The sequence below is a fragment of the Pseudomonas sp. S3_A09 genome (assembly GCF_054668065.1).
Map to the genome: position 1 here is coordinate 4,760,306 of NZ_CP162752.1, position 19,298 is coordinate 4,779,603.

At 60.9% G+C, this 19,298-nt stretch carries 18 protein-coding genes and 4 pseudogenes; 13 read left to right on the forward strand and 9 right to left on the reverse strand.

Annotation, left to right across the window (positions count from 1 at the left end):
• Positions 1-15 precede the first annotated feature (15 nt).
• Both AB4N92_RS22400 and AB4N92_RS22405 read right to left on the reverse strand, forming a co-directional pair.
• A pseudogene (locus tag AB4N92_RS22400) lies at positions 16-525 on the reverse strand (methyl-accepting chemotaxis protein); the annotation flags it as partial.
• A 396-nt stretch (positions 526-921) separates the two neighbouring features.
• Positions 922-2,163 (reverse strand): annotated as a pseudogene (locus AB4N92_RS22405) (PDC sensor domain-containing protein); the annotation flags it as partial.
• A gap of 277 nt (positions 2,164-2,440) precedes the next feature.
• Between AB4N92_RS22405 and AB4N92_RS22410 the strand changes: the two are divergent.
• The 4 genes and pseudogenes from AB4N92_RS22410 to AB4N92_RS22425 all read left to right on the forward strand — a co-directional run.
• Entirely contained in the window at positions 2,441-3,760 is a 1,320-nt protein-coding gene (locus tag AB4N92_RS22410) for a Na+/H+ antiporter family protein (RefSeq protein WP_162098524.1), read from the forward strand.
• A gap of 183 nt (positions 3,761-3,943) precedes the next feature.
• Entirely contained in the window at positions 3,944-4,774 is an 831-nt protein-coding gene (locus AB4N92_RS22415) for an N-acetylmuramoyl-L-alanine amidase (protein WP_021492040.1), read from the forward strand.
• 120 nt (positions 4,775-4,894) lie between these two features.
• Positions 4,895-5,668: pseudogene (locus AB4N92_RS22420) on the forward strand (cache domain-containing protein); the annotation flags it as partial.
• Between the two features lie 315 nt (positions 5,669-5,983).
• A pseudogene (locus AB4N92_RS22425) lies at positions 5,984-6,574 on the forward strand (methyl-accepting chemotaxis protein); the annotation flags it as partial.
• 69 nt (positions 6,575-6,643) lie between these two features.
• Here the strand turns inward: AB4N92_RS22425 and trhP are convergent.
• Complete coding sequence (gene trhP / locus AB4N92_RS22430) at positions 6,644-7,957, reverse strand: prephenate-dependent tRNA uridine(34) hydroxylase TrhP (protein WP_198729844.1); 1,314 nt, start codon at positions 7,955-7,957, stop codon at positions 6,644-6,646.
• Between the two features lie 224 nt (positions 7,958-8,181).
• Here trhP and AB4N92_RS22435 point away from each other — a divergent pair, with 224 nt between their 5' ends.
• From AB4N92_RS22435 to AB4N92_RS22450, 4 genes are all read left to right on the forward strand, one after another.
• A complete protein-coding gene (locus AB4N92_RS22435; RefSeq protein WP_010211377.1) occupies positions 8,182-8,445 on the forward strand; it encodes a DUF2790 domain-containing protein in 264 nt (87 codons plus the stop codon).
• A gap of 42 nt (positions 8,446-8,487) precedes the next feature.
• A complete protein-coding gene (locus AB4N92_RS22440) occupies positions 8,488-8,700 on the forward strand; it encodes a hypothetical protein (RefSeq protein WP_236266800.1) in 213 nt (70 codons plus the stop codon).
• Between the two features lie 31 nt (positions 8,701-8,731).
• Entirely contained in the window at positions 8,732-9,940 is a 1,209-nt protein-coding gene (locus tag AB4N92_RS22445; protein ID WP_236266799.1) for a cytochrome c biogenesis protein DipZ, read from the forward strand.
• A 103-nt stretch (positions 9,941-10,043) separates the two neighbouring features.
• Positions 10,044-11,111, forward strand: a complete 1,068-nt coding sequence (locus AB4N92_RS22450) for an AI-2E family transporter (protein ID WP_010211353.1) — start codon at positions 10,044-10,046, stop codon at positions 11,109-11,111.
• Here AB4N92_RS22450 and AB4N92_RS22455 read toward each other — a convergent pair.
• From AB4N92_RS22455 to AB4N92_RS22465, 3 genes are all read right to left on the reverse strand, one after another.
• Positions 11,108-11,278, reverse strand: a complete 171-nt coding sequence (locus tag AB4N92_RS22455) for a hypothetical protein (RefSeq protein ID WP_010211350.1) — start codon at positions 11,276-11,278, stop codon at positions 11,108-11,110. The two genes, AB4N92_RS22450 and AB4N92_RS22455, sit on opposite strands and share 4 nt — an antisense overlap.
• A 91-nt stretch (positions 11,279-11,369) precedes the next feature.
• The gene (locus tag AB4N92_RS22460; RefSeq protein WP_010211349.1) at positions 11,370-11,564 is read right to left on the reverse strand and encodes a hypothetical protein; all 195 of its coding nucleotides are present in this window, start codon (positions 11,562-11,564) and stop codon (positions 11,370-11,372) included.
• Positions 11,565-11,789: 225 nt separating this feature from the next.
• The gene (locus AB4N92_RS22465) at positions 11,790-12,161 is read right to left on the reverse strand and encodes a hypothetical protein (protein ID WP_047542811.1); all 372 of its coding nucleotides are present in this window, start codon (positions 12,159-12,161) and stop codon (positions 11,790-11,792) included.
• 156 nt (positions 12,162-12,317) lie between these two features.
• Between AB4N92_RS22465 and AB4N92_RS22470 the strand changes: the two genes are divergently transcribed.
• Positions 12,318-13,136 (forward strand): shikimate 5-dehydrogenase, encoded by an 819-nt coding sequence (locus AB4N92_RS22470; protein WP_044286959.1) that lies wholly within the window; start codon positions 12,318-12,320, stop codon positions 13,134-13,136.
• A gap of 57 nt (positions 13,137-13,193) precedes the next feature.
• Here the strand turns inward: AB4N92_RS22470 and AB4N92_RS22475 are convergent, their stop codons facing one another.
• The gene (locus tag AB4N92_RS22475; protein WP_010211343.1) at positions 13,194-13,841 is read right to left on the reverse strand and encodes a YceH family protein; all 648 of its coding nucleotides are present in this window, start codon (positions 13,839-13,841) and stop codon (positions 13,194-13,196) included.
• A gap of 115 nt (positions 13,842-13,956) precedes the next feature.
• On the opposite strand from AB4N92_RS22475, the gene AB4N92_RS22480 reads away from it, so the two are divergent.
• Positions 13,957-14,466: a DUF1993 domain-containing protein gene (locus AB4N92_RS22480; protein ID WP_010211342.1), complete on the forward strand. Its 510-nt coding sequence runs from the start codon at positions 13,957-13,959 to the stop codon at positions 14,464-14,466.
• 69 nt (positions 14,467-14,535) lie between these two features.
• Here the strand turns inward: AB4N92_RS22480 and sstT are convergent, their stop codons facing one another.
• Positions 14,536-15,756 carry a serine/threonine transporter SstT gene (sstT, locus tag AB4N92_RS22485; protein WP_021492028.1) on the reverse strand — a complete coding sequence of 407 codons (1,221 nt, stop codon included), beginning with the start codon at positions 15,754-15,756 and terminating at the stop codon, positions 14,536-14,538.
• Positions 15,757-15,982: 226 nt separating this feature from the next.
• Between sstT and AB4N92_RS22490 the strand changes: the two genes are divergently transcribed.
• Complete coding sequence (locus AB4N92_RS22490; RefSeq protein WP_236266798.1) at positions 15,983-17,140, forward strand: MFS transporter; 1,158 nt, start codon at positions 15,983-15,985, stop codon at positions 17,138-17,140.
• A 4-nt stretch (positions 17,141-17,144) separates the two neighbouring features.
• On the opposite strand, the gene nhaR is transcribed toward AB4N92_RS22490, so the two are convergent.
• The gene (gene nhaR, locus AB4N92_RS22495; protein ID WP_010211336.1) at positions 17,145-18,047 is read right to left on the reverse strand and encodes a transcriptional activator NhaR; all 903 of its coding nucleotides are present in this window, start codon (positions 18,045-18,047) and stop codon (positions 17,145-17,147) included.
• A gap of 134 nt (positions 18,048-18,181) precedes the next feature.
• Between nhaR and AB4N92_RS22500 the strand changes: the two genes are divergently transcribed.
• A complete protein-coding gene (locus tag AB4N92_RS22500) occupies positions 18,182-18,433 on the forward strand; it encodes a hypothetical protein (protein WP_010211334.1) in 252 nt (83 codons plus the stop codon).
• A 28-nt stretch (positions 18,434-18,461) separates the two neighbouring features.
• Positions 18,462-19,214, forward strand: a complete 753-nt coding sequence (locus AB4N92_RS22505) for a TerC family protein (protein ID WP_010211333.1) — start codon at positions 18,462-18,464, stop codon at positions 19,212-19,214.
• Positions 19,215-19,298 lie beyond the last annotated feature (84 nt).

Genomic DNA, 19,298 nt, shown 5'->3' on the forward strand with positions numbered 1-19,298 from the left:
TCGACAATTGTCTGGTTAGACCCTGAACTGATCCATCAACCCTTGTTGCTGATTCGCCAGGCTGTTCAACGCCTGGCTCACCCGTGCCGATTCATTCGCCTGTTCCGACAGCGACTCGGTCACATCGCGAATAGTCGCCACGTTGTTGTTGATTTCCTCGGCGACGGCACTTTGCTCTTCGGCGGCGCTTGCGATCTGCAGGTTCATGTCGCTGATCACCGTGACGGCATCACCAATCTGGCGCAGGGCCGTCACGGCTTGCCCGACCTGTTCGACACTGCCCTGGGCCTGGCGATAGCTGTTACCCATGGACCCGACAACCGCTTCGGTGCCGTTTTGCAGGTGCTCGATGACCAGGCGGGTTTCTTCCACCGACTCCTGGGTCCGCTGCGCCAGGTTGCGTACCTCGTCGGCCACCACTGCAAACCCACGGCCGGCCTCACCGGCGCGGGCGGCCTCGATGGCGGCGTTGAGGGCCAGCAGGTTGGTCTGCTCGGCGATGCCGCGAATCACTTCGAGCACCGAACCGATTTTTTCGCTGTTGGCAGCCAGGCCTTCGACCTGGGTCATGGCCGTGCTCATGTCCGACGCCAACGCCCCGATATTGTGAGTGGTGTGCTCAATCACTGTCAGGCCATCACGGGTGGCTTGGTCGGCGTCGCGAGCGGCTTGTGCGGCCTGCGCAGCGCTGCGTGCCACATCCTGGGCGGTGGCGCTCATTTCGTGAGACGCCGTGGCCACCTGGTCGACCTGGCGGTACTGCTGCTCCATGCCGGCGCTGGTTTGAGTGGCAATGGCGGCGGATTGGTCCGCAGTACCACGGGCGTCCTGAACCGAGCGTTTCACCTCGGCAATGATCGGTTGCAGTTTGTCGAGGAAGCGGTTGAACCAGCCGGCCAACTGGCCCAATTCGTCCTGTTTGTCGTAGGCCAGGCGGCGGGTAAGGTCGCCTTCGCCGCTGGCGATGTCTTCGAGCATGTGCGCCACACCGAGGATCGGGCGGGTCACGCTGCGTGCCATCAACCACACCAGGATCAAGCCGACCACCGCAGCCAGCAGGCCCAGGCCCAATTCCAGCAAGGTGCCACGGGTGTTCTCGGCGTCCATTTGGGCTTTCAGCGCTTCAGCCGGGCCTACCAGGACTTTCTCCGGCACATCCAGCAGCACGCCCCACGGCTTGCCCTCCGGGATGGGCGCAAAGGGTGCCAATACCTTCAGTTGATGATCGGTGCGCAGGCTACGAATATGCGTGCTGCTGGCCAAAGCGTCGATCAATTGCGCGCCGTTGGCGGTATCGACCTGATCCAGGCGCTGGCTGAGCTTGCTCGCGTCCGGGCTATAGCCGGCGAGCAAACCGGTGGGGCTGAGGATGCTGACCTGGGTCTGACCGTCATACAGCTTCTGGCTGGCCTGTTGGCTCACGGCCTGCAGGCTGTTGAGGTTGATGTCCACCGACAGCGAGGCAATGACTTTGCCGTTGGCCATCAACGGGAAGACGATGCTGGTCATCAGCACGTTTTGCCCGTTGATCCTGTAGAAGTATGGCTCGATGACGCACGGCTTGAGCAGGGTGCGTGGGCAGGTGAACCAGGCGTTGGCCTTTTCACCGCTGGGGCCGACGCTGGTGTCGGACATGTCGCTTTCCGGCAGCGCCATCGACTCCAACTTGCCGGGTGTCGGCTGCGACCAGTACAGGGCGAAGCGGCCCTTGTCGTTACTGCCGAGTTCAGCCTGGCCGGCGAACAACTCATCCTTGCCGTCCAGGGCATTGGCTTCGAACACCAGGGACAGGCCGAGCAGATCCGGGTTGGCCTGCAGCGCGGCCTTGACCTGGCGGGTCAGGTCTTCGCGGGTGTCGAAGGCATCGAGAAAGCGCTTCTCGGCCTGTTCACGCAGGAACAGCACCTGGCGGGAAAAACCATGGCCATACTGATAGGCGTCCATGAACTGGCGGCGGATGCCCAGCGCCTGCACTTCGCCTTGGGCCTCGATGCGCGCCTGGGCGGCTTCATCCAGCATCTGCATGCTGGACGCCTTGACCTGCTGCGAACTCTGCTCCATGCGATACAGCGACAGACCCACCAGCAGGGTCACGATTCCCAGCAGGCAGAGGCCAGCGAGCAGGGTGATTTTCCATTGAATGGAGAGCTGCCTAAGCGACATCGGTACGTCCTTACCTGAAAACACATAGAGCTCGGTTATCGGCTGATTTCAACTTTTCTTTATTCAAACGATCAATTTAAACTTGCTTTGTGATGAGGTGCTCGCTCACCACAAAAACGCCTTGTTCACTCCCTGCTTTTGACATGAGCGCCCACCTGCTGCACAGTGCGCGCCCTCTAATAAGACCTCCTTCACGCCTGCACGCTGGTTGCCACCCGATGGTCGCCTGGGCGCGGGCATGCCTGTTTTTTATGTTTTTCTGCTTGAGGTAACCATGATTAACGCAGTCATTGCCGCGGTCGGCACCATGCTGGTGCTCAGTTTGTCCCGCGTGCATGTGGTCATCGCCATCATCGTCGGCGCCCTGGTGGGTGGTTTGACCGGTGGCCTGGGCATAGACGCCACGCTCAAAGCCTTCAATGGCGGTTTGGGCGGTGGTGCGACCGTGGCGTTGTCCTACGCCTTGCTCGGCGCTTTCGCCGTGGCAATTGCCAAATCCGGCCTGGCCCACGCCCTGGCTGACAAGGCGCTGCTGCTGGTGGACCGCCAGGACGCCAGCGGCGGCGGCCACGTCAAATGGCTGCTGATCGGCCTGCTGTGGGTGGTGGCGATTGCCTCGCAGAACATCCTGCCGATCCACATCGCGTTCATTCCGTTGCTGGTGCCGCCGCTGCTCTACGTGCTGACCAAGCTGCAACTGGACCGCCGCCTGATCGCCTGCGTGATGACCTTCGGCCTGATCACGCCCTACATGTTTTTGCCGGTGGGCTTCGGCAATATCTTCCTCAACCAGATCCTGCTGGCCAACGTGGCCAAGAGCGGCGTGGATATCAGCCAGGTCAACGTCACCCACGCCATGAGCCTGCCGGCACTCGGCATGGTCGTGGGCTTGCTGGTGGCGGTGTTTATCAGTTACCGCAAGAAGCGCGTGTACGACCTGGAGAAAATCGAGCGGGTCGAGCAAGTGGCGGTGCAATACAACCCGCTGACGCTGCTGGTGGCCGGCCTGGCGATTGCCTCGGCGTTCATCATCCAGCTGTGGCTGGACTCGATGATCATCGGCGCCCTGGCCGGGTTCCTGATTTTCTCGGTGTCGGGCATCGTGCGCTGGCGCGATACCGACGATCTGTTCACCGAAGGCATGAAGATGATGGCGATGATCGGCTTCATCATGATCGCCTCGTCGGGCTTTGCCGAAGTGCTCAAGGCCACCGGCGACGTGCGCTCGCTGGTGGAAACCTCGGCGGCGTTCATCGGCCATAACCGTGGCGTGGGCGCGTTGCTGATGTTGCTGGTGGGGCTGCTGGTGACCATGGGCATTGGTTCTTCGTTTTCCACGGTACCGATCCTGGCCGCGATTTTTGTGCCGCTGTGCGTGCAACTCGGCTTCAGCCCGGTGGCCATTGTGTGCATCGTCGGCACCGCCGGTGCACTGGGTGATGCCGGTTCGCCGGCCTCGGACTCCACCCTCGGCCCGACCTCCGGCCTGAATGTCGACGGCCAGCACCACCATATCTGGGACACGGTGGTACCGACGTTCCTGCATTACAACCTCCCGTTGCTGGCGTTTGGCTGGTTGGCGGCGATGACGCTCTAACAGCCTCGCCGCGCATATCTGCAGATTCGTCTCGGTGGCGGCGCCTGCCGCCGCCTTTGTCGGAAGAGTCTCGGGCTTGGGTAGTGATTTTCTGAAATCGACCTGCACTCGGCAGGGGAAGATCGTTGGACTGTCGATGGTCTTTATATTCCGGAGCTTCTTACCCGACGTTGACGTACTCCGATGAAAAAAGCCGTCCTTTTGCTCGCCATTCTGATGATGACAGCCTGCGTCACGGCGCCGGAAAATCTGATTGTAAAAAACGGCTATGCCGTTGACACCACACACACCTCCCCAAACCAGAACGAGCGGATTCGTTTTTTAGTCCTGCATTACACGGTCTTTGACGACAAAAACTCCCTGGATGCGCTGACCAACGGCACCGCCAGCGCGCATTACCTCGCCTATAGCACTCCGCACAAGCACCACAACCTACCGGTGGTTTTGCAGTTGGTGCCGGAGGCAAAACGCGCCTGGCACGCCGGCGTCAGTCATTGGGGAAACCGGGCCAACCTCAATGACACCTCCATCGGCATCGAGATCGTCAACGCTGGCTTCATTGAAGGCCCCACCGGGCGGCTGTGGTTCCCCTACACTGAAGCGCAACTGGCGCTGGTCAAGCACCTCGCCGCGGACGTGATCAAGCGCTACGCCATCGAGCCGCAAAACGTTGTCGGTCACAGTGACATTGCTCCTTTGCGTAAATCCGACCCCGGTCCGTTGTTTCCCTGGCAGGCGCTTTCCGAACACGGTATCGGCGCATGGCCAGACGCAGTCACGGTACACAAGCACCTGGCCGGGCGCCCTGAATCTCAAACGGTTGACGTGAGCATTGTGCAACGCGCCCTTGCCACTTATGGCTACACGATCCCGCAGAGCGGCGTGTTGGACGACGAAACCCGCCAGGTCATCCGGGCGTTCCAGATGCATTTCCGGCCTGCGGGTATCTCGGGTATCCCTGATGCCGAGACCGAGGCCGTTGCATTGGCCCTGGTGGAAAAGTATCTGTCCTGAACGCCGCAATGGCCGAGCTGGAGCAGTAAGTGCGCGCGCCATCAGACGTTGGGGTCCTACAGAATCCGCGCGATTGGCCGTTAACCTCTCAAGTCGCCACTAATAAGAGAGAGAAAAGCCATGCGTCTGAGCCTCAAGGCCAAAGTCCTGTCCCTCGCCGTAGTGCCGGTGCTGCTGTTTGCCGTGGTCATCAGCCTGACCACCGTGTGGATTTTGCAGGGCCAGGCGCGCAACGAGGTGGAAGAAACCCGCCAGCGCCTGCTCAACGACGCCAAGGCCACCCTGCAAAGTTATGTCGAAGTGGCCATGAGCACCATCAAGCCGCTCTACGACGCGGCCGCGCCTGGCGATACCGCTGCGCGTGCGCAGGTGGTCAAACTGCTGTCCAACACGAGCTACGGCAAGGACGGCTACTTCTTCGGCTACGACTCCGAGACCATCCGCCTGTTCAAGGGCAACAGCCCCGACGGCGTGGGCAAGAGCTTCAAGGACAACCGAGACCCCAATGGCGTGTACGTCAACCGAGACCTGGTCAAGGTCGGCAAGGACGGCACCCACTACCTGCAATACAGCTCGACCCAGCCGGGCCAGACCGAATTGGTGCCCAAGATGGGCTACACCGAATACCTGCCGAAATGGGACATGGTCATCGGTACGTCGGTAAACCTGGACGGTATTGAAGCCCAGGTCGCGGTGGTCGAAGCCAAGGTGCAGAAACGCATGGAGGGCGTGCTGCTGAGCATTCTCGGCGTGGCCGTGGTGCTGCTGTTGGTGATCGCTGCCGTTGGCATGCTGCTGGCCAATACTATCCTGCGTCCACTGCACTTGATGAAAGCCAACCTCGACGACATCGCGGCCGGCGAAGGTGACTTGACCCGCCGCCTGGCCATCACCAGCCAGGACGAACTGGGCGATCTGGCGGGGGCGTTCAACCGTTTTGTTGACAAGATCCACGGCCTGGTGCGCCAGATCACCGAGATGACCAGCCAACTCACCGGCCTGGTCAGTCAGGTTTCCGACCAGGCCCAGCGTTCCGAACAGGCCATGGAACGCCAGCGCCACGAGACCGACCAGGTTGCCACCGCGATCAACCAGATGTCGTCGGCTGCGCAAGAAGTGGCGCGCAGTGCCCAGGGTGCCTCGGTCGCTGCCCAGCAAACCGATGCCGAAGGCCAGGCCGCCAAGCGTGTGGTGGACGGCAGCATTGCGCAGATCCATGCGCTGGTGAACGACATCCGCAGCAGCGGCGTGTCCCTCGACAGCCTGCAGCAGGACGTGTCTTCCATCGTCAGTGTGCTCAGCGTGATCCGTTCCATCGCCGAACAGACCAACCTGCTGGCACTCAACGCCGCCATCGAAGCCGCAAGGGCAGGCGAGGCTGGGCGTGGTTTTGCGGTAGTGGCCGACGAAGTACGCGCCCTGGCCAGCCGCACCCAGACCAGCACCCAGGAAATCCAGGGCATGATCGACCGCCTGCAAAAAGGCACCGAGGCCGCGGTGGAGGCCATGCGCCGTTCCAGCGATGCCGGCGACGGCACCTCGGCCCAGGCCAACGAAGCCGGGGCCTCCCTGGACACCATGGCTCAGTTGATCGGCACCATCAATTCGATGAACGCCCAGATCGCCAGCGCCGCCGAAGAGCAGACCGCCGTTGCCGAGGAGATCAACCGCAGCGTGCATCAGATCGCTGTGGCGGTGGACAGCGTCGCCGACGAAACCCAATTGGGCGCCCAGACGTCCCGCAGCTTGGCGGAGCTGGGTCAGCGCCTGGGGCAGTTGGTCGGCCAGTTCCGGATCTGATCAGCCATAAGAGGGCTCATCTCCTGTCACGGGCCGACCCGCTTCAGTGTCTGGTTGAACGCGATACCGTTATAGGTCGCGCATCAGCAGGCCGAAGCGCACATCCATCTCCGCCGGGACCGGCACGTACACCGTGTGCCCATCCCCCGGCGCGACCTCCACAGCCTCGTCCTGGCTGTTGTGCATTCTCTCCAGGTCAAAGTGGAAGTTGCCGGCAGGGGTCATCAATTCCAGGTGATTGCCCAGGGCGAAGCGGTTTTTCACCTTGACCTCGGCCAGCCCGCCCCGGCGCTCGCCAGTCAGCTCGCCGACGAACTGCTGGCGTTCGGACACTGAGCTGCCGTTCTGGTAGTTCTGGTATTCATCGTGCACATGGCGGCGCAAGAAACCTTCGGTGTAGCCGCGCTGGGCCAGGGATTCGAGGTCGGTCATCAGGTTGCGGTCGAAGGCGCGACCGGCCACCGCATCATCAATGGCCTGCCGATACACCTGGGTGGTGCGCGCGCAGTAGAAGTGCGACTTGGTGCGGCCTTCGATCTTCAGTGAGTGCACGCCCATCCGGGTCAGGCGCTCCACGTGCTGCACGGCGCGCAGGTCCTTGGCGTTCATGATGTAGGTGCCGTGCTCGTCTTCGAAGGCGGGCATCTGTTCATCGGGGCGGTTGGCCTCTTGCAGCAGGAACACCTGATCGGTGGGCGCGCCAGTGCCCAGGGTGGGTTGGCATTGCTGAACGATATCCCCCGTGGCGTTTTCCACAGCCGGGGTCGCCTGATATTTCCAGCGACAGGCATTGGTGCAGGTGCCCTGGTTGGCATCGCGCTTGTTCATATAGCCCGAGAGCAGGCAGCGTCCGGAATAGGCCATGCACAACGCGCCGTGCACAAACACTTCCAGCTCCATGGCCGGCACTTGCTGGCGGATCTCATCGATTTCTTCCAGAGACAACTCCCGCGACAGAATTACCCGGCAGATGCCTTGCTGCTGCCAGAACTCCACACTGGCCCAGTTCACCGTATTGGCCTGCACCGACAAGTGGATCGGCATCTGCGGGAAGTGCCGGCGCACCAGCATGATCAATCCGGGGTCGGACATGATCAGCGCGTCCGGCCCCATGGCGATCACCGGGGCCAGGTCCTTGAGGAAGGTCTTCAACTTGGCGTTGTGCGGCGCGATGTTCACCACCACATAAAAACGCTTGCCCAACGCGTGCGCTTCCTGGATGCCGAGGGCCAGGTTGGCGTGATCGAACTCGTTATTGCGCACCCGCAGGCTGTAGCGCGGCTGGCCGGCGTAGACCGCATCGGCACCGTAGGCAAAGGCGTAACGCATGTTTTTCAGGGTGCCGGCGGGCGCGAGCAGTTCGGGGGCGAGGATGGGAGGCATGGGCACGGGTCGCAAAAGGTCGCGAAGGTAGCCGAGCGGCGAGGGCGGTTTATTGATCCAGGTCGTCCTTTGGGCTTTTTGTATCGCTGTGTATCGGCGGGGGCTGTGGATACGTATCGATTTATCCGCGCGGTTTTCCGACACAGGCGTGATACCTCAGGGGCTTCTAATTGATTCCAACGAGGCACACCGCCTCCAACCCTGAAAACCTGGAGTCAACCGCCATGAACACCAAAGCCATCTACGCCGCCTGCCTGTTTGCCGCCCTGAACATCTGCACCTTGTCGGCCCGCGCCGAAGCCGCCACTGCCGCGCAAACCTACACCTACGGCACCCACCTGGACATCAAGCAAGTGGTGTCGATGAGCCAGGACTCCAAGCCCGCCTGTGGCGTGGTGAATGCGCGCATGACCTACCTGGACTCCCACGACAAGACCCAGGTGCTGGATTACCTCAAGTTCGGCGACGGCTGCATCGGCGACAACTGAGTCGCGCTGACCTCTCCCATTTTTTGCCACAGGAAAACCGCCATGAACCATCTGACCCGCTTTTTGACCGCCACCGCCTTTGCCCTCGCCGGCACTGCCGTGCACGCCAACGCCGCGGTGGAGAAAAGCAGCTGCGCCGCCAGCACGTGTTTCCAACTGACCCCGGTGCAACACGGCGCCGGCCATGACCTGCTGGTGGAGGACGGCAGCCGTCGCACACCACTTGGCCAGGCGCTGGACCACCAGACGGCGTGAAGCCGTCTCCCCACTCGATAAGGTGAACACCATGCTACTCATCGCATTCCTGGGCGGCGTCCTGACCGTCCTCAGTCCTTGTATCCTGCCGGTGGTGCCGTTTCTGTTCGCCGGCGTCGACCGCACCCGCCGTTCGATCCTGCTGACCCTCGGCGGCATGGTCCTGACCTTCGCGCTGATTTCCAGCCTGGCCGTGGTCAGCACGGAGTGGGTAATACAGGCCAATAACACCGGCCGCCATGTGGCGCTGATCGTGATGGGGCTGTATGCGCTGTCGCTGATCTCGGCACGGATCGGTGGCTGGCTGGCCCGCCCCTTTGTGGTGTTGGGCAACCGTCTCGATCCTGACAGCCGCACGCTGTCCGGCCCGCTGAAGTCGGTCCTGATCGGCGTCGCCACAGGCCTGCTGTGGGCGCCGTGCGCCGGGCCGATCCTGGGCGTGATCCTGACCAGCGCGATGCTGCAAGGCGCCAATGCGCAGACCAGCCTGTTGCTGGTGGCCTACTGTCTGGGCAGCGCCTTGTCCCTGGGCACGTTGATCTTTGCCGGGCGCGGCTTGGTCAATCGACTCAAGGCCTCGATTCCGGTGACCGGTTGGCTGCGCCGTGGGGCAGGTGTGGCGGTACTGGCTGCAGCAGTGGTGATCTCCACCGGTGCGGACAAAACCTTACTCGCCGGTACGTCGTCCGAAGGTGTCAGCAGCCTGGAAAAGGGTGTACTGGAAAACGTGCCCAAAGTTGTGGATTACGTGGTGAGCAAGGTCAAGGCCGACCCTGGCCAGGACAATGCCAACGGTGCCATGCCGTCGCTGGCCGGCGCGGTCGAGTGGCTCAACTCACCCGAACTCACCCGCGAATCCTTGAAAGGCAAAGTGGTGCTGGTGGACTTCTGGACCTATGACTGCATCAACTGCCAGCACACGCTGCCGTATGTGAAGCAATGGGCGAAGAAGTACGAGAAGGACGGCTTGGTGGTGATCGGCGTGCACACCCCGGAATACGGCTATGAACGCATCATCGGCAACGTCAAGGACCAGGTGCGCAAGCTGGGTATCACCTACCCGGTGGCCATCGACAACAACTACGCGATCTGGCGCAACTTCGACAACCAGTACTGGCCCGCCCATTACCTGATCGATGCCAAGGGGCAAGTGCGTTACACCCACTTCGGCGAAGGCCGTTATGACGCGCAGGAGCAGATGATCCAGACGTTGTTGAGCGAAGCCAAGGCCATTCAGTGATGCGGTCTATGCTTGTTCAATAACCGAGGGCACTCCCAGGTTTCGCTGCGGACTAAGCAACAGGGTCTACAAGGGACCTCTGCTTTTCTGACATGGACCGGACATGAATCAAACCAATCTGCAATTCAAGACCCTGCTGTTGTTGCTGGGCCTGGTGACCATCGCGTTTATCTGGATATTGCTGCCGTTCTACGGCGCGGTGTTCTGGGCGGTGATCCTCGGCATCATCTTTGCCCCGATGCAGCGGCGCCTGCAGCAGCGCTTTGGCTGGAACCGCAACCTCACTTCCCTGGCCACCTTGAGTGCCTGCCTGATCATCGCGATCCTGCCGGTGATCATCACCAGCGCCTTGCTGGTGCAAGAGGGCGCGACGCTCTACAAGAACATCGAAAGCGGCAAGCTGGACGTGGCCGGGTATATCGAGCAGTTCAAGAATGTGTTGCCGCCGTACTTCCAGCACCTGCTGGACCGTTTCGGCATGGGCAACCTTGAAGGGTTGCGCGAGAAAATCGTCAAGAGCGCAATGCAAGGCAGTCAGTTCTTTGCCACTCAGGCATTCAGCTTCGGCCAGGGCACGTTTGATTTCCTGGTGAGCTTTTTCATCATGTTGTATCTGCTGTATTTCCTGCTGCGCGATGGCCCTGAACTGGTACGTAAGGTGCGCACCGCGGTGCCGTTGGCCGAGCCACAAAAGCGCCGGTTGCAACTCAAGTTCAATCGGGTGGTGCGTGCCACGGTCAAGGGCAACGTGCTGGTGGCCGTGACCCAGGGTGCGCTCGGCGGGTTGATCTTCTGGTTCCTGGATATTCCCAGTGCATTGCTCTGGGCGGTACTGATGGCGTTTCTGTCGTTGTTGCCGGCGGTGGGCGCGGGGATTGTCTGGGGGCCGGTAGCCGCCTACTTCTTATTGAGCGGCGCAATCTGGCAGGGCGTGGTGCTGGCGCTGTTTGGCGTGTTTGTGATCGGCCTGGTGGACAATGTGTTGCGGCCGATCCTGGTGGGCAAGGACACCAAGATGCCGGATTACCTGATCCTGATCTCGACCCTGGGCGGTTTGTCGGTCTTTGGCTTGAACGGCTTCGTGATCGGGCCGCTGGTGGCGGCCTTGTTCATGTCCAGTTGGGCGTTGTTCGTGGAGAGCAAGCCGCGAGTCAAGTTGCCGTTGCCCTAAAAGGCAGCTTCAAGCTTGAGGCTTGCAGCTGCTTCACGGCTGCTTATAAAAGGACCACTGATGGCTTCGCCATCGCGGACCAGGTACCAGCAGGCGAGCAAGCCCAGCTGGCGAAGAGGGGCGGGGACGGCGCTGCCGATGACGGACATGATCTGAATAGTGGCCATAAGGACCTCCGATTGCTATGGAGGTCACTGTACGGGGCAGGCTGATCTAGGAAAAATCACCTGGCTCGATAGTCGACATCGACGCGAGACGTCAGTCCACCACTTGATCGAGCATGTTCACCACTTCCTGCTCGCTGAGCAGACCCTTGCGCACCAGGTTTTCCGCCAGCAGCGCGAGGAATTTGGCGCTGCGGTGGCCCTCCAGGTGCTTGAGTTCGGTGAGGGCGCTGTAGACTTTGCTGGATGTGCAGAGGCCAGCGGTGCGGTGCGGGTTTTGCGTGGGCATGGTCAGTCGTCCTTGTTGTTATTGGGTGGACAGGATCGATAGTGGAAGGCTGTCGTGACACAAACATGACAGCGCAAGGCCGGTTCGAGCAAGTAGACATTGGTGTCGATGATGTGCGATTGCGCACCGGGCATTGTCCTCAGAGCGACCTTGACGGCATGAATCCGGACTTTCCAGGCAAAAAAAGGCCCCGCAATCCGGCGAGGCCTGTTTCAGACGATCCGCTTACCAGCCGCGACCGTAATAGCCGTGGGGAGGGCCGTAGTAGCCGCGTGGTGGACCGTAATAGCCACGCGGTGGGCCGTAATACACCGGCGCCGGACGATAATAAACCTGCTGTTGCACATACACCGGTGGCGGCGGTGCGTAGTAGACCGGCGGCGCGGCGTACACCGGCTGCGGTTGCACATACACCGGCTGCTGCACGTAGACGTCACGCGGCTGGCTGGCAACCACGGAGCCCACGACGGCTGCGCCGACTAAAGCACCCAATACGGCCGGGCCACCCCAACCACCACCATGGGCGGAGGCTTGGCCTGCCATCGCGAGTGCGCCAACCAGCAAGGCGATCTTGGGGATTGTACGAATCATGGTCATTCCTCGGTTAGCCCCAGCGCTTGTGGTCTGCAATCAATAGACTCAAGTAATGTCGCGGGGATACTTTTAAGACAACGTATTTCTGAAAAACAGCACAGCCGCTAGGTAAAGGTTGTGTAAGGTCTGTACCCAATTGCTTACTCAAAGGAGTTATCCATGCAGATGCACCCCAACAAGGACACCCAACTGTGCATGTCTCTGTCGGCGCGTCCCGGGAATTTCGGCCTGCGGTTTCATAACCACCTGTACGAGCAGTTGGGTCTGAACTTCTACTATAAAGCCTTCAGCAGCCAGGATTTGCCCGGCGCGATCGGTGGTATCCGCGCGCTGGGCGTGCGGGGTTGCGGGGTTTCCATGCCCTTCAAGGAGGCTGCCATTGCCTTAGTGGATGAACTGGACGATTCGGTTCAAGCCATCGACTCCCTGAACACCATCGTCAACACCGACGGGCACCTCAAGGCCTATAACACCGACTACATCGCCATCGAGCAACTGCTGAAGAAGCATGCCGTGCCTAAGGACTCGACCTTCGCTCTGCGTGGCAGCGGCGGTATGGCCAAGGCCGTGGCCAGTGCCTTGCGTGACGGTGGTTACGCCAATGGCGTAATCGTTGCGCGCAACGAAGCAGCAGGCCGGGCGCTGGCGCAGAACCTGGGATATGAGTGGCGAGCCGAATTGGCGGATATGCGTCCGCAGATGCTGATCAACGTGACGCCCATCGGCATGACCGGCGGGGCTGAGGCAGACGCGTTGGCGTTTGACGCTGATGCGGTGGATGTCGCGGAGACTGTGTTCGATGTGGTTGCGATCCCCTCGGAAACACCATTGATCGTGCGTGGAAGGGCCCAGGGCAAGCGGGTGATTACCGGCTTGGAAGTCATTGCCATCCAAGCGCTGGAGCAGTTTGTGCTCTATACCGGCGTGCGGCCGACCGATGAGCAGTTTCAGGCGGCAGTGGCCTTCGCCCGAAACTGAAGCCTTGCCTGGAACGAACGTGGGAGCGAGCAAGCCCGCTCCCACACGTTGACTGTTTTAGGCCTGTTCCAGTAGCGCCAACCGCTCTTCCAACGCTGCAATCCGCGCTTCCAGCTCTTCAATCCGGTCCACGGAAACCCCAACCCCACGCTCTGCCGGGCTACCCCGCGCCGCAATAATCGTCTCGATGTCCGCCGGGTCACCCAGCGCATGGGTATACCGATCTTCCCGTTGCCCGGCCTGACGCGGCACCAGCAGCGCCAACCCTCGCGCAATCAAACGCTCAAGCTGGTGCACCACCTGCTCAGTATCTTCAAAATCATGCATGCGCCCGCTGCGGGTGAGCAGTTCGTTGACCGTCTGCGGCCCTCGCAGGAATAACAAGCCAATCAGGATGACCTGGGCTGGCACCAGTTCCAGCGCCTTGTCCACCCGATGTTCCCAACGGTCGGCGCGGCTGCCCATCACCAGGCGGGTAAAACCCTGGCCCTCCAATGCGCGCAGGCTTTGGCCGACCTGGCCCTGACTGAGGTTCATGACGGGTTCGCGACTGGTCTTCTGGTTGCAGGCCAGTACCAGGGCATTGAGGGTCAGGGGATAGGTTTCCGGGTTGGTCGCCTGTTTTTCGATCAGGCAGCCCAGGATGCGGATTTCCGTGCTGTTCAGGCGCGGCTCAGGGGTCTCGGTGTCGTGCTCGGCGGTCATCGCGCTTTCCCTATGCAGTGAGCTCACTAGCGTAAGCCGGAAAAAATAAAAGACAAGCGCCCGGCATGTCTATAATCGCCGCTGGTTCAAACCGTGACATTACCCAGAGACTGCCATGACTATTTCCCTGTACGCCGCCTCCATCCCGGTCTTCAAGCAAATGCTCACCGCCCTGAGCGGTGTGTTGACCAAAGCCGAAGCCCACGCCACCGCCAAGAACATCGAGCCGAACGCCTTGCTGCAGGCACGCCTGTTCCCGGACATGTTCCAACTGGTTCGCCAGGTGCAGATCGCTGTCGACTTCGCCAAGGGCGTTTCCGCACGCCTGGCCGAGATCGAAGTGCCGAAATATGAAGATACCGAAGTCACCTTTGCCGACCTGCAAGCCCTGATCGCCAAAGTGTTGGCCTTTGTCGACACCATCAAGCCCGAGCAGATCGACGGCAAGGAAGGCATCGAGATCATCACTCGCCCAGGCACGCCGAAAGAAAAGCGCTTCAGCGGCCAGTCCTACCTGCTGACCTACGGCCTGCCGCAGTTCTTCTTCCACGTCACCACCGCCTACGCTCTGCTGCGTCACAATGGCGTGGAAGTGGGCAAGCGCGACTACATGGGCGCTTTCTAAGCATCCAGCCACAAAAAAGCCCGGGGTCGTTCTTCAGTGAACGGCCCCGGGCTTTTTTGTGGCTGGCGATTAAGCCGGCTGTTCTTCCTTGCCCAGGCAAGCGGCGGCAGTGAACAGTACATCGGTGGACGAGTTCAGCGCGGTTTCCGCCGAATCCTGTAGCACACCGATGATGAAACCCACGGCGACTACTTGCATGGCGATGTCACTGGGAATGCCAAACAAGCTGCACGCCAGCGGGATCAGCAACAGCGAGCCGCCCGCCACGCCGGAAGCACCGCAGGCGCAGATGGCCGCGACCACACTGAGCAGCACGGCAGTTGGCAGGTCGACGGCGATGCCCAAGGTGTGCACGGCGGCCAGGGTCAGCACGGTGATGGTGATCGCAGCACCGGCCATGTTGATGGTGGCACCGAGTGGGATCGACACCGAGTAGGTGTCTTCATGCAGGCCCAGGCGTTTGCTCAAGGCCAGGTTGACCGGGATGTTCGCCGCCGAACTGCGGGTGAAGAACGCGGTGATACCGCTTTCACGCAGGCACATCAGCACCAATGGATACGGATTGCGGCGCAGTTTCCAGAACACAATGGCCGGGTTGACCACCAGCGCCACGAACAACATGCAGCCGATCAGCACCACCAGCAGGTGGGCGTAGCCGAGCAGGGCGCCAAAGCCGGAAGTGGCCAGGGTCGAGGCTACCAGGCCGAAAATGCCCAACGGCGCAAAGCGGATCACCACACGCACGATCAGCGTGACGCCGTTGGACAGGTCGTCGAGTACGGTGCGCGTGGTCTCGCCGGCATGACGGATGGCTACGCCCATGCCGATGGCCCAGGCCAGGATGCCGATGAAGTTGGCGTTCATCAGCGCGCTGACCGGGTTGTCCACCACGCTCAACAGCAGGCTTTGCAACACCTCACCAATGCCGCCCGGTGCGCTGACCGTTGCATCATGGGTTGCCAGCACCAGCGAGGAGGGGAACCACATGCTGGCAATTACCGCGACGACGGCGGCAGCAAAGGTGCCCAGCAGGTACAGGAACAGGATCGGCTTGATATGGGTTTCCTGGCCGTGCTTATGGTTGGCGATCGACGCCATCACCAGCACAAACACCAGGATCGGTGCCACGGCTTTGAGCGCCGTGACGAACACCTTGCCGATAAACCCGGTGGCCTTGGCCGCCTCGGGCAGCAGCAGGGCGAGCAGGATGCCGGCGATCAGGCCGATGACGATTTGCGTGACCAGGCTGACGCGCGCCAGTCGTTGCAGGAGGGATGGGGCAGCAGTCATAACACTTGTCTCTAGTTTTTGGAGGCACAGCGGCGTACGCAGAAATGGCTGTAGGACGCGGATCGCGAAGTCTAGCACGCTGTAGGAAATGTCCTCGCCTGTGCGGCATTGCGTCACCCGCCCGTCCCAGTCTTTGCAAAATCCTGTTAAGATTCCGTCCTCTCATCTTTCCTTCCGTCAGCGGGCCCTTCGGGCTGTCGTTGATGTCGTCGTTTCTGGAGTTTTCATGTTGTTTCCCATCCTGCTGCTGTCAGCCGCCGGCTTTACGGTGCTGACCACGGAATTCGTCATTGTCGGCCTGCTGCCCTCCATCGCGCGGGACCTGAATGTGAGTGTGTCCCAGGCTGGGCTGCTGGTGACCTTGTTCGCGTTTACCGTGGCGGCCTTTGGTCCGTTTCTGACAGCCTATTGCGCGCGTTTCCCACGCAAACGGCTGTTCATCAGCATCCTGATCCTGTTCGGCGTGGCCAATACGGTGGCGGCGCTGGCACCGAATATCTGGGTGATGGCATTGGCGCGGTTGATCCCGGCGCTGGGGCTACCGGTGTTCTGGGCGTTGGCCAGCGAAACGGCGGTGGACATCGTCGGCCCGGAATTCGCCGGGCGTGCCATCGAGAAGATCGGCTTTGGTATCGTCTGCGCCACGGTCTTCGGCATTCCGGTGGGTACCTTGATTGCCGATATGTTCGGCTGGCGCGCCGCGTTTGCCATCCTCGCGGTGGTGGCGTTGGCCAAGGCCTTGCTGCTGTTTATCTACCTGCCGGTGACCCAGCCCAAGAATGATGAAGTGACGTTGCGCTCGCAGTTCAAGATCCTGCGTAACCCGCTGATGCAGGCGCATATCCTGCTGTCGACTCTGGTGTTCAGCGGCATGTTCACGGCATACACCTACTTAGCGGACATCCTGGAGCGCCTGGCCGGTTTCGACGGTACGTTGGTGGGCTGGTGCCTGATGGGCTTCGGTGCCGTCGGGCTGATTGGCAATTCGTTGGGCGGGCGTGCGGTGGATCGCCATCCGTTGATCGCGTCGATGGTGTTCTGTGGCTTCATGATTGCGGGCATGGTCGCGCTGGTGCCAGCGATCCATTCCACCATTGGCCTGGCGGCGGCGATGGCCGTGTGGGGCGTGACCCAGGCGGCGATGTTTCTGGTCAGCCATGTGCGCTTGATGAAGGCCGCGCCTCATGCACCGGCATTTGCGGCGTCACTCAACATCGCCGGGGCCAACCTGGGAATCGGCCTGGGCGCCATGGTGGGTGGCCATGTGATCGACACCCTCGGCTTGGGCAGCCTGGGCTTTGCCGCGTCCGGGTTTATCCTCGTGTCGATCCTGCTGGCGTTGTGGCTGATGACCGCCAAGCAACCGGTCGCCTCCCAGGCCTGAGCCGTCAGGGCAGGGTGGTGAACAGCTCCCGTCGAGCGCCTTCGGTAATCGCCACGATGCCGGGGTGCTTGACCTTGCGTTCCACCGAGATCGCGTAGAACGACTCGGTCACCGCCACGGTCTGGCCAATCAGCGCCACGCCGTACTGGCGCACCACTTCATCGGCAATCACGCTGGGGGCGATAAAGATCCCGCTGCCGGATTGGCCGAATGCCTGCATCAAGGCGCTGTCGTCGAATTCACCGATGATTTTTGGTTGGATCTGCTGTTCGGCAAACCAGCGCTGCAAACGACTGCGGACCACGGTTTCCGCCCCTGGAATCAATAGTGGCGCGCCGTGCAGGCATTGTGGGAAATCCCCGCCGTATGTGTCAGCCAACGCCTGGGTGGCGAAAAAGCTGATGCCACACTCGCCCAACTTCTGGCTGTAGCCCTTGATGTCCAAGTGTGTCGGCATGGGGCTGTCGGAAATCACCAGGTCCAGGCGCTGGATGGCCAGGTCGGCCAGCAGGCGTTCGAGCTTGTCTTCGCGGCAGGTAATGCGGATCGCCTCGCTCAACTCCATGGTCGGCGCAATCAGCCGGTAGACGATGGACTTGGGCACCACATCCGCCACGCCGACGCGGAACAGGATCTGCTGTTCATTGGGCTGCGCGCGCAGCATGGCCTCCAATTCATTGCCGGTCTGGAACATCTGCTCGGCATAGGGCAGGGCCTGGCGTCCGGCTTCAGTCAATTCCAGCTGACGGCCGACGCGCTGAAACAGCGCGATACCAAAGGTTTGTTCCAACAGGCTAATCTGCCCGCTGATGGTCTGGGGCGTGAGGTTAAGCTGCTCACACGCACGCACGATGCTGCCAGTCTTGGCCACCACCCAGAAATAGTGCAGTTGTCGGTAATTGAGCATGGCAACCATCACTTCGTAAAAATCGAAGTATACGCGAGAAAAATACGAATTTTCCTGAACTGTTCACCTGCATAGAATGCCTCGCTATCGCGGGGCCACTATCTGGACCCAATGGTTCTAACGAGGAAGACATCATGAAACTCAATTCCCTGGGCGCGGCATCGTTGCTTGCGCTTTCATTGGTGGTGATCAGCGGCTGCGATCAGGTCGAAAAAAGCGCGCAGCAGGTGCTGGGCAAGGCCACCGAATCGGCCAAGCAAGCCATCGATGACACGCATAAGGCGGCCGAGCAGGCATTGAGTGAAGCGACAAATGGCCTGATCAACCCACAGAAGAAGGATGATCAGGAAGAGAAAGAAACAGAATCGAACAGCAAAGAAGCCTAATTTTCCCGCACAACGTCAGGACTGACCTATGGATTACCTTTTACAACTGGCCGCCAGCCCCACCGCCTGGGTTGCCCTGGCGACCTTGATCGTCATGGAGATCGTGCTGGGCATCGATAACCTGATCTTCATCTCGATCCTCACCAACAAGCTGCCGGAGCAGCATCGAGCCAAGGCGCGGCGCATCGGTATCAGCATGGCGTTGGTGTTGCGTCTGGGCCTGTTGAGTACCATCGCGTTCATCGTGCAGTTGACCGCGCCGGTATTCGAAGTGTTTGGCCAGGCGTTTTCGTGGAAGGACATGATCCTGATCGCCGGTGGCCTGTTCCTGGTGTGGAAGGCGACCACCGAGATCCATCACAGCATGGACCCGGAGCCGGAAGAGAAGGAAACCAGCGCCGGCAACGTCGTGGCCATCGGTTTCGCCGCGGCCATCGGCCAGATCCTGTTGCTCGACCTGGTGTTCTCCATCGACAGCATCATCACCGCCGTGGGCATGACCGAGCACTTGCCGATCATGATCATTGCCGTCGTGACCTCGGTGATCGTAATGCTGGTGGCGGCCGAGCCGTTGGCCAAGTTCATCAACGACAACCCGACCGTGGTAATGCTGGCCCTGGGCTTCCTGATCATGATCGGTATGACGTTGATCGCCGAAGGCTTCGGCGCCCATGTGCCTAAAGGCTACGTGTATGCGGCCATGGCGTTCTCGGCGGCGATCGAGTGCCTGAACATCGCCCGACGTAACCGTCACAAGCGTTTGCTGGCTGCCCGTCAGTAACCGCTGCACCCAATAGGCCGGCTGCGCTCACAAGAGCCCAGCCGGCTTTTGCTGTCTGTTAGAATTCGCGCACTTGATAGCGTG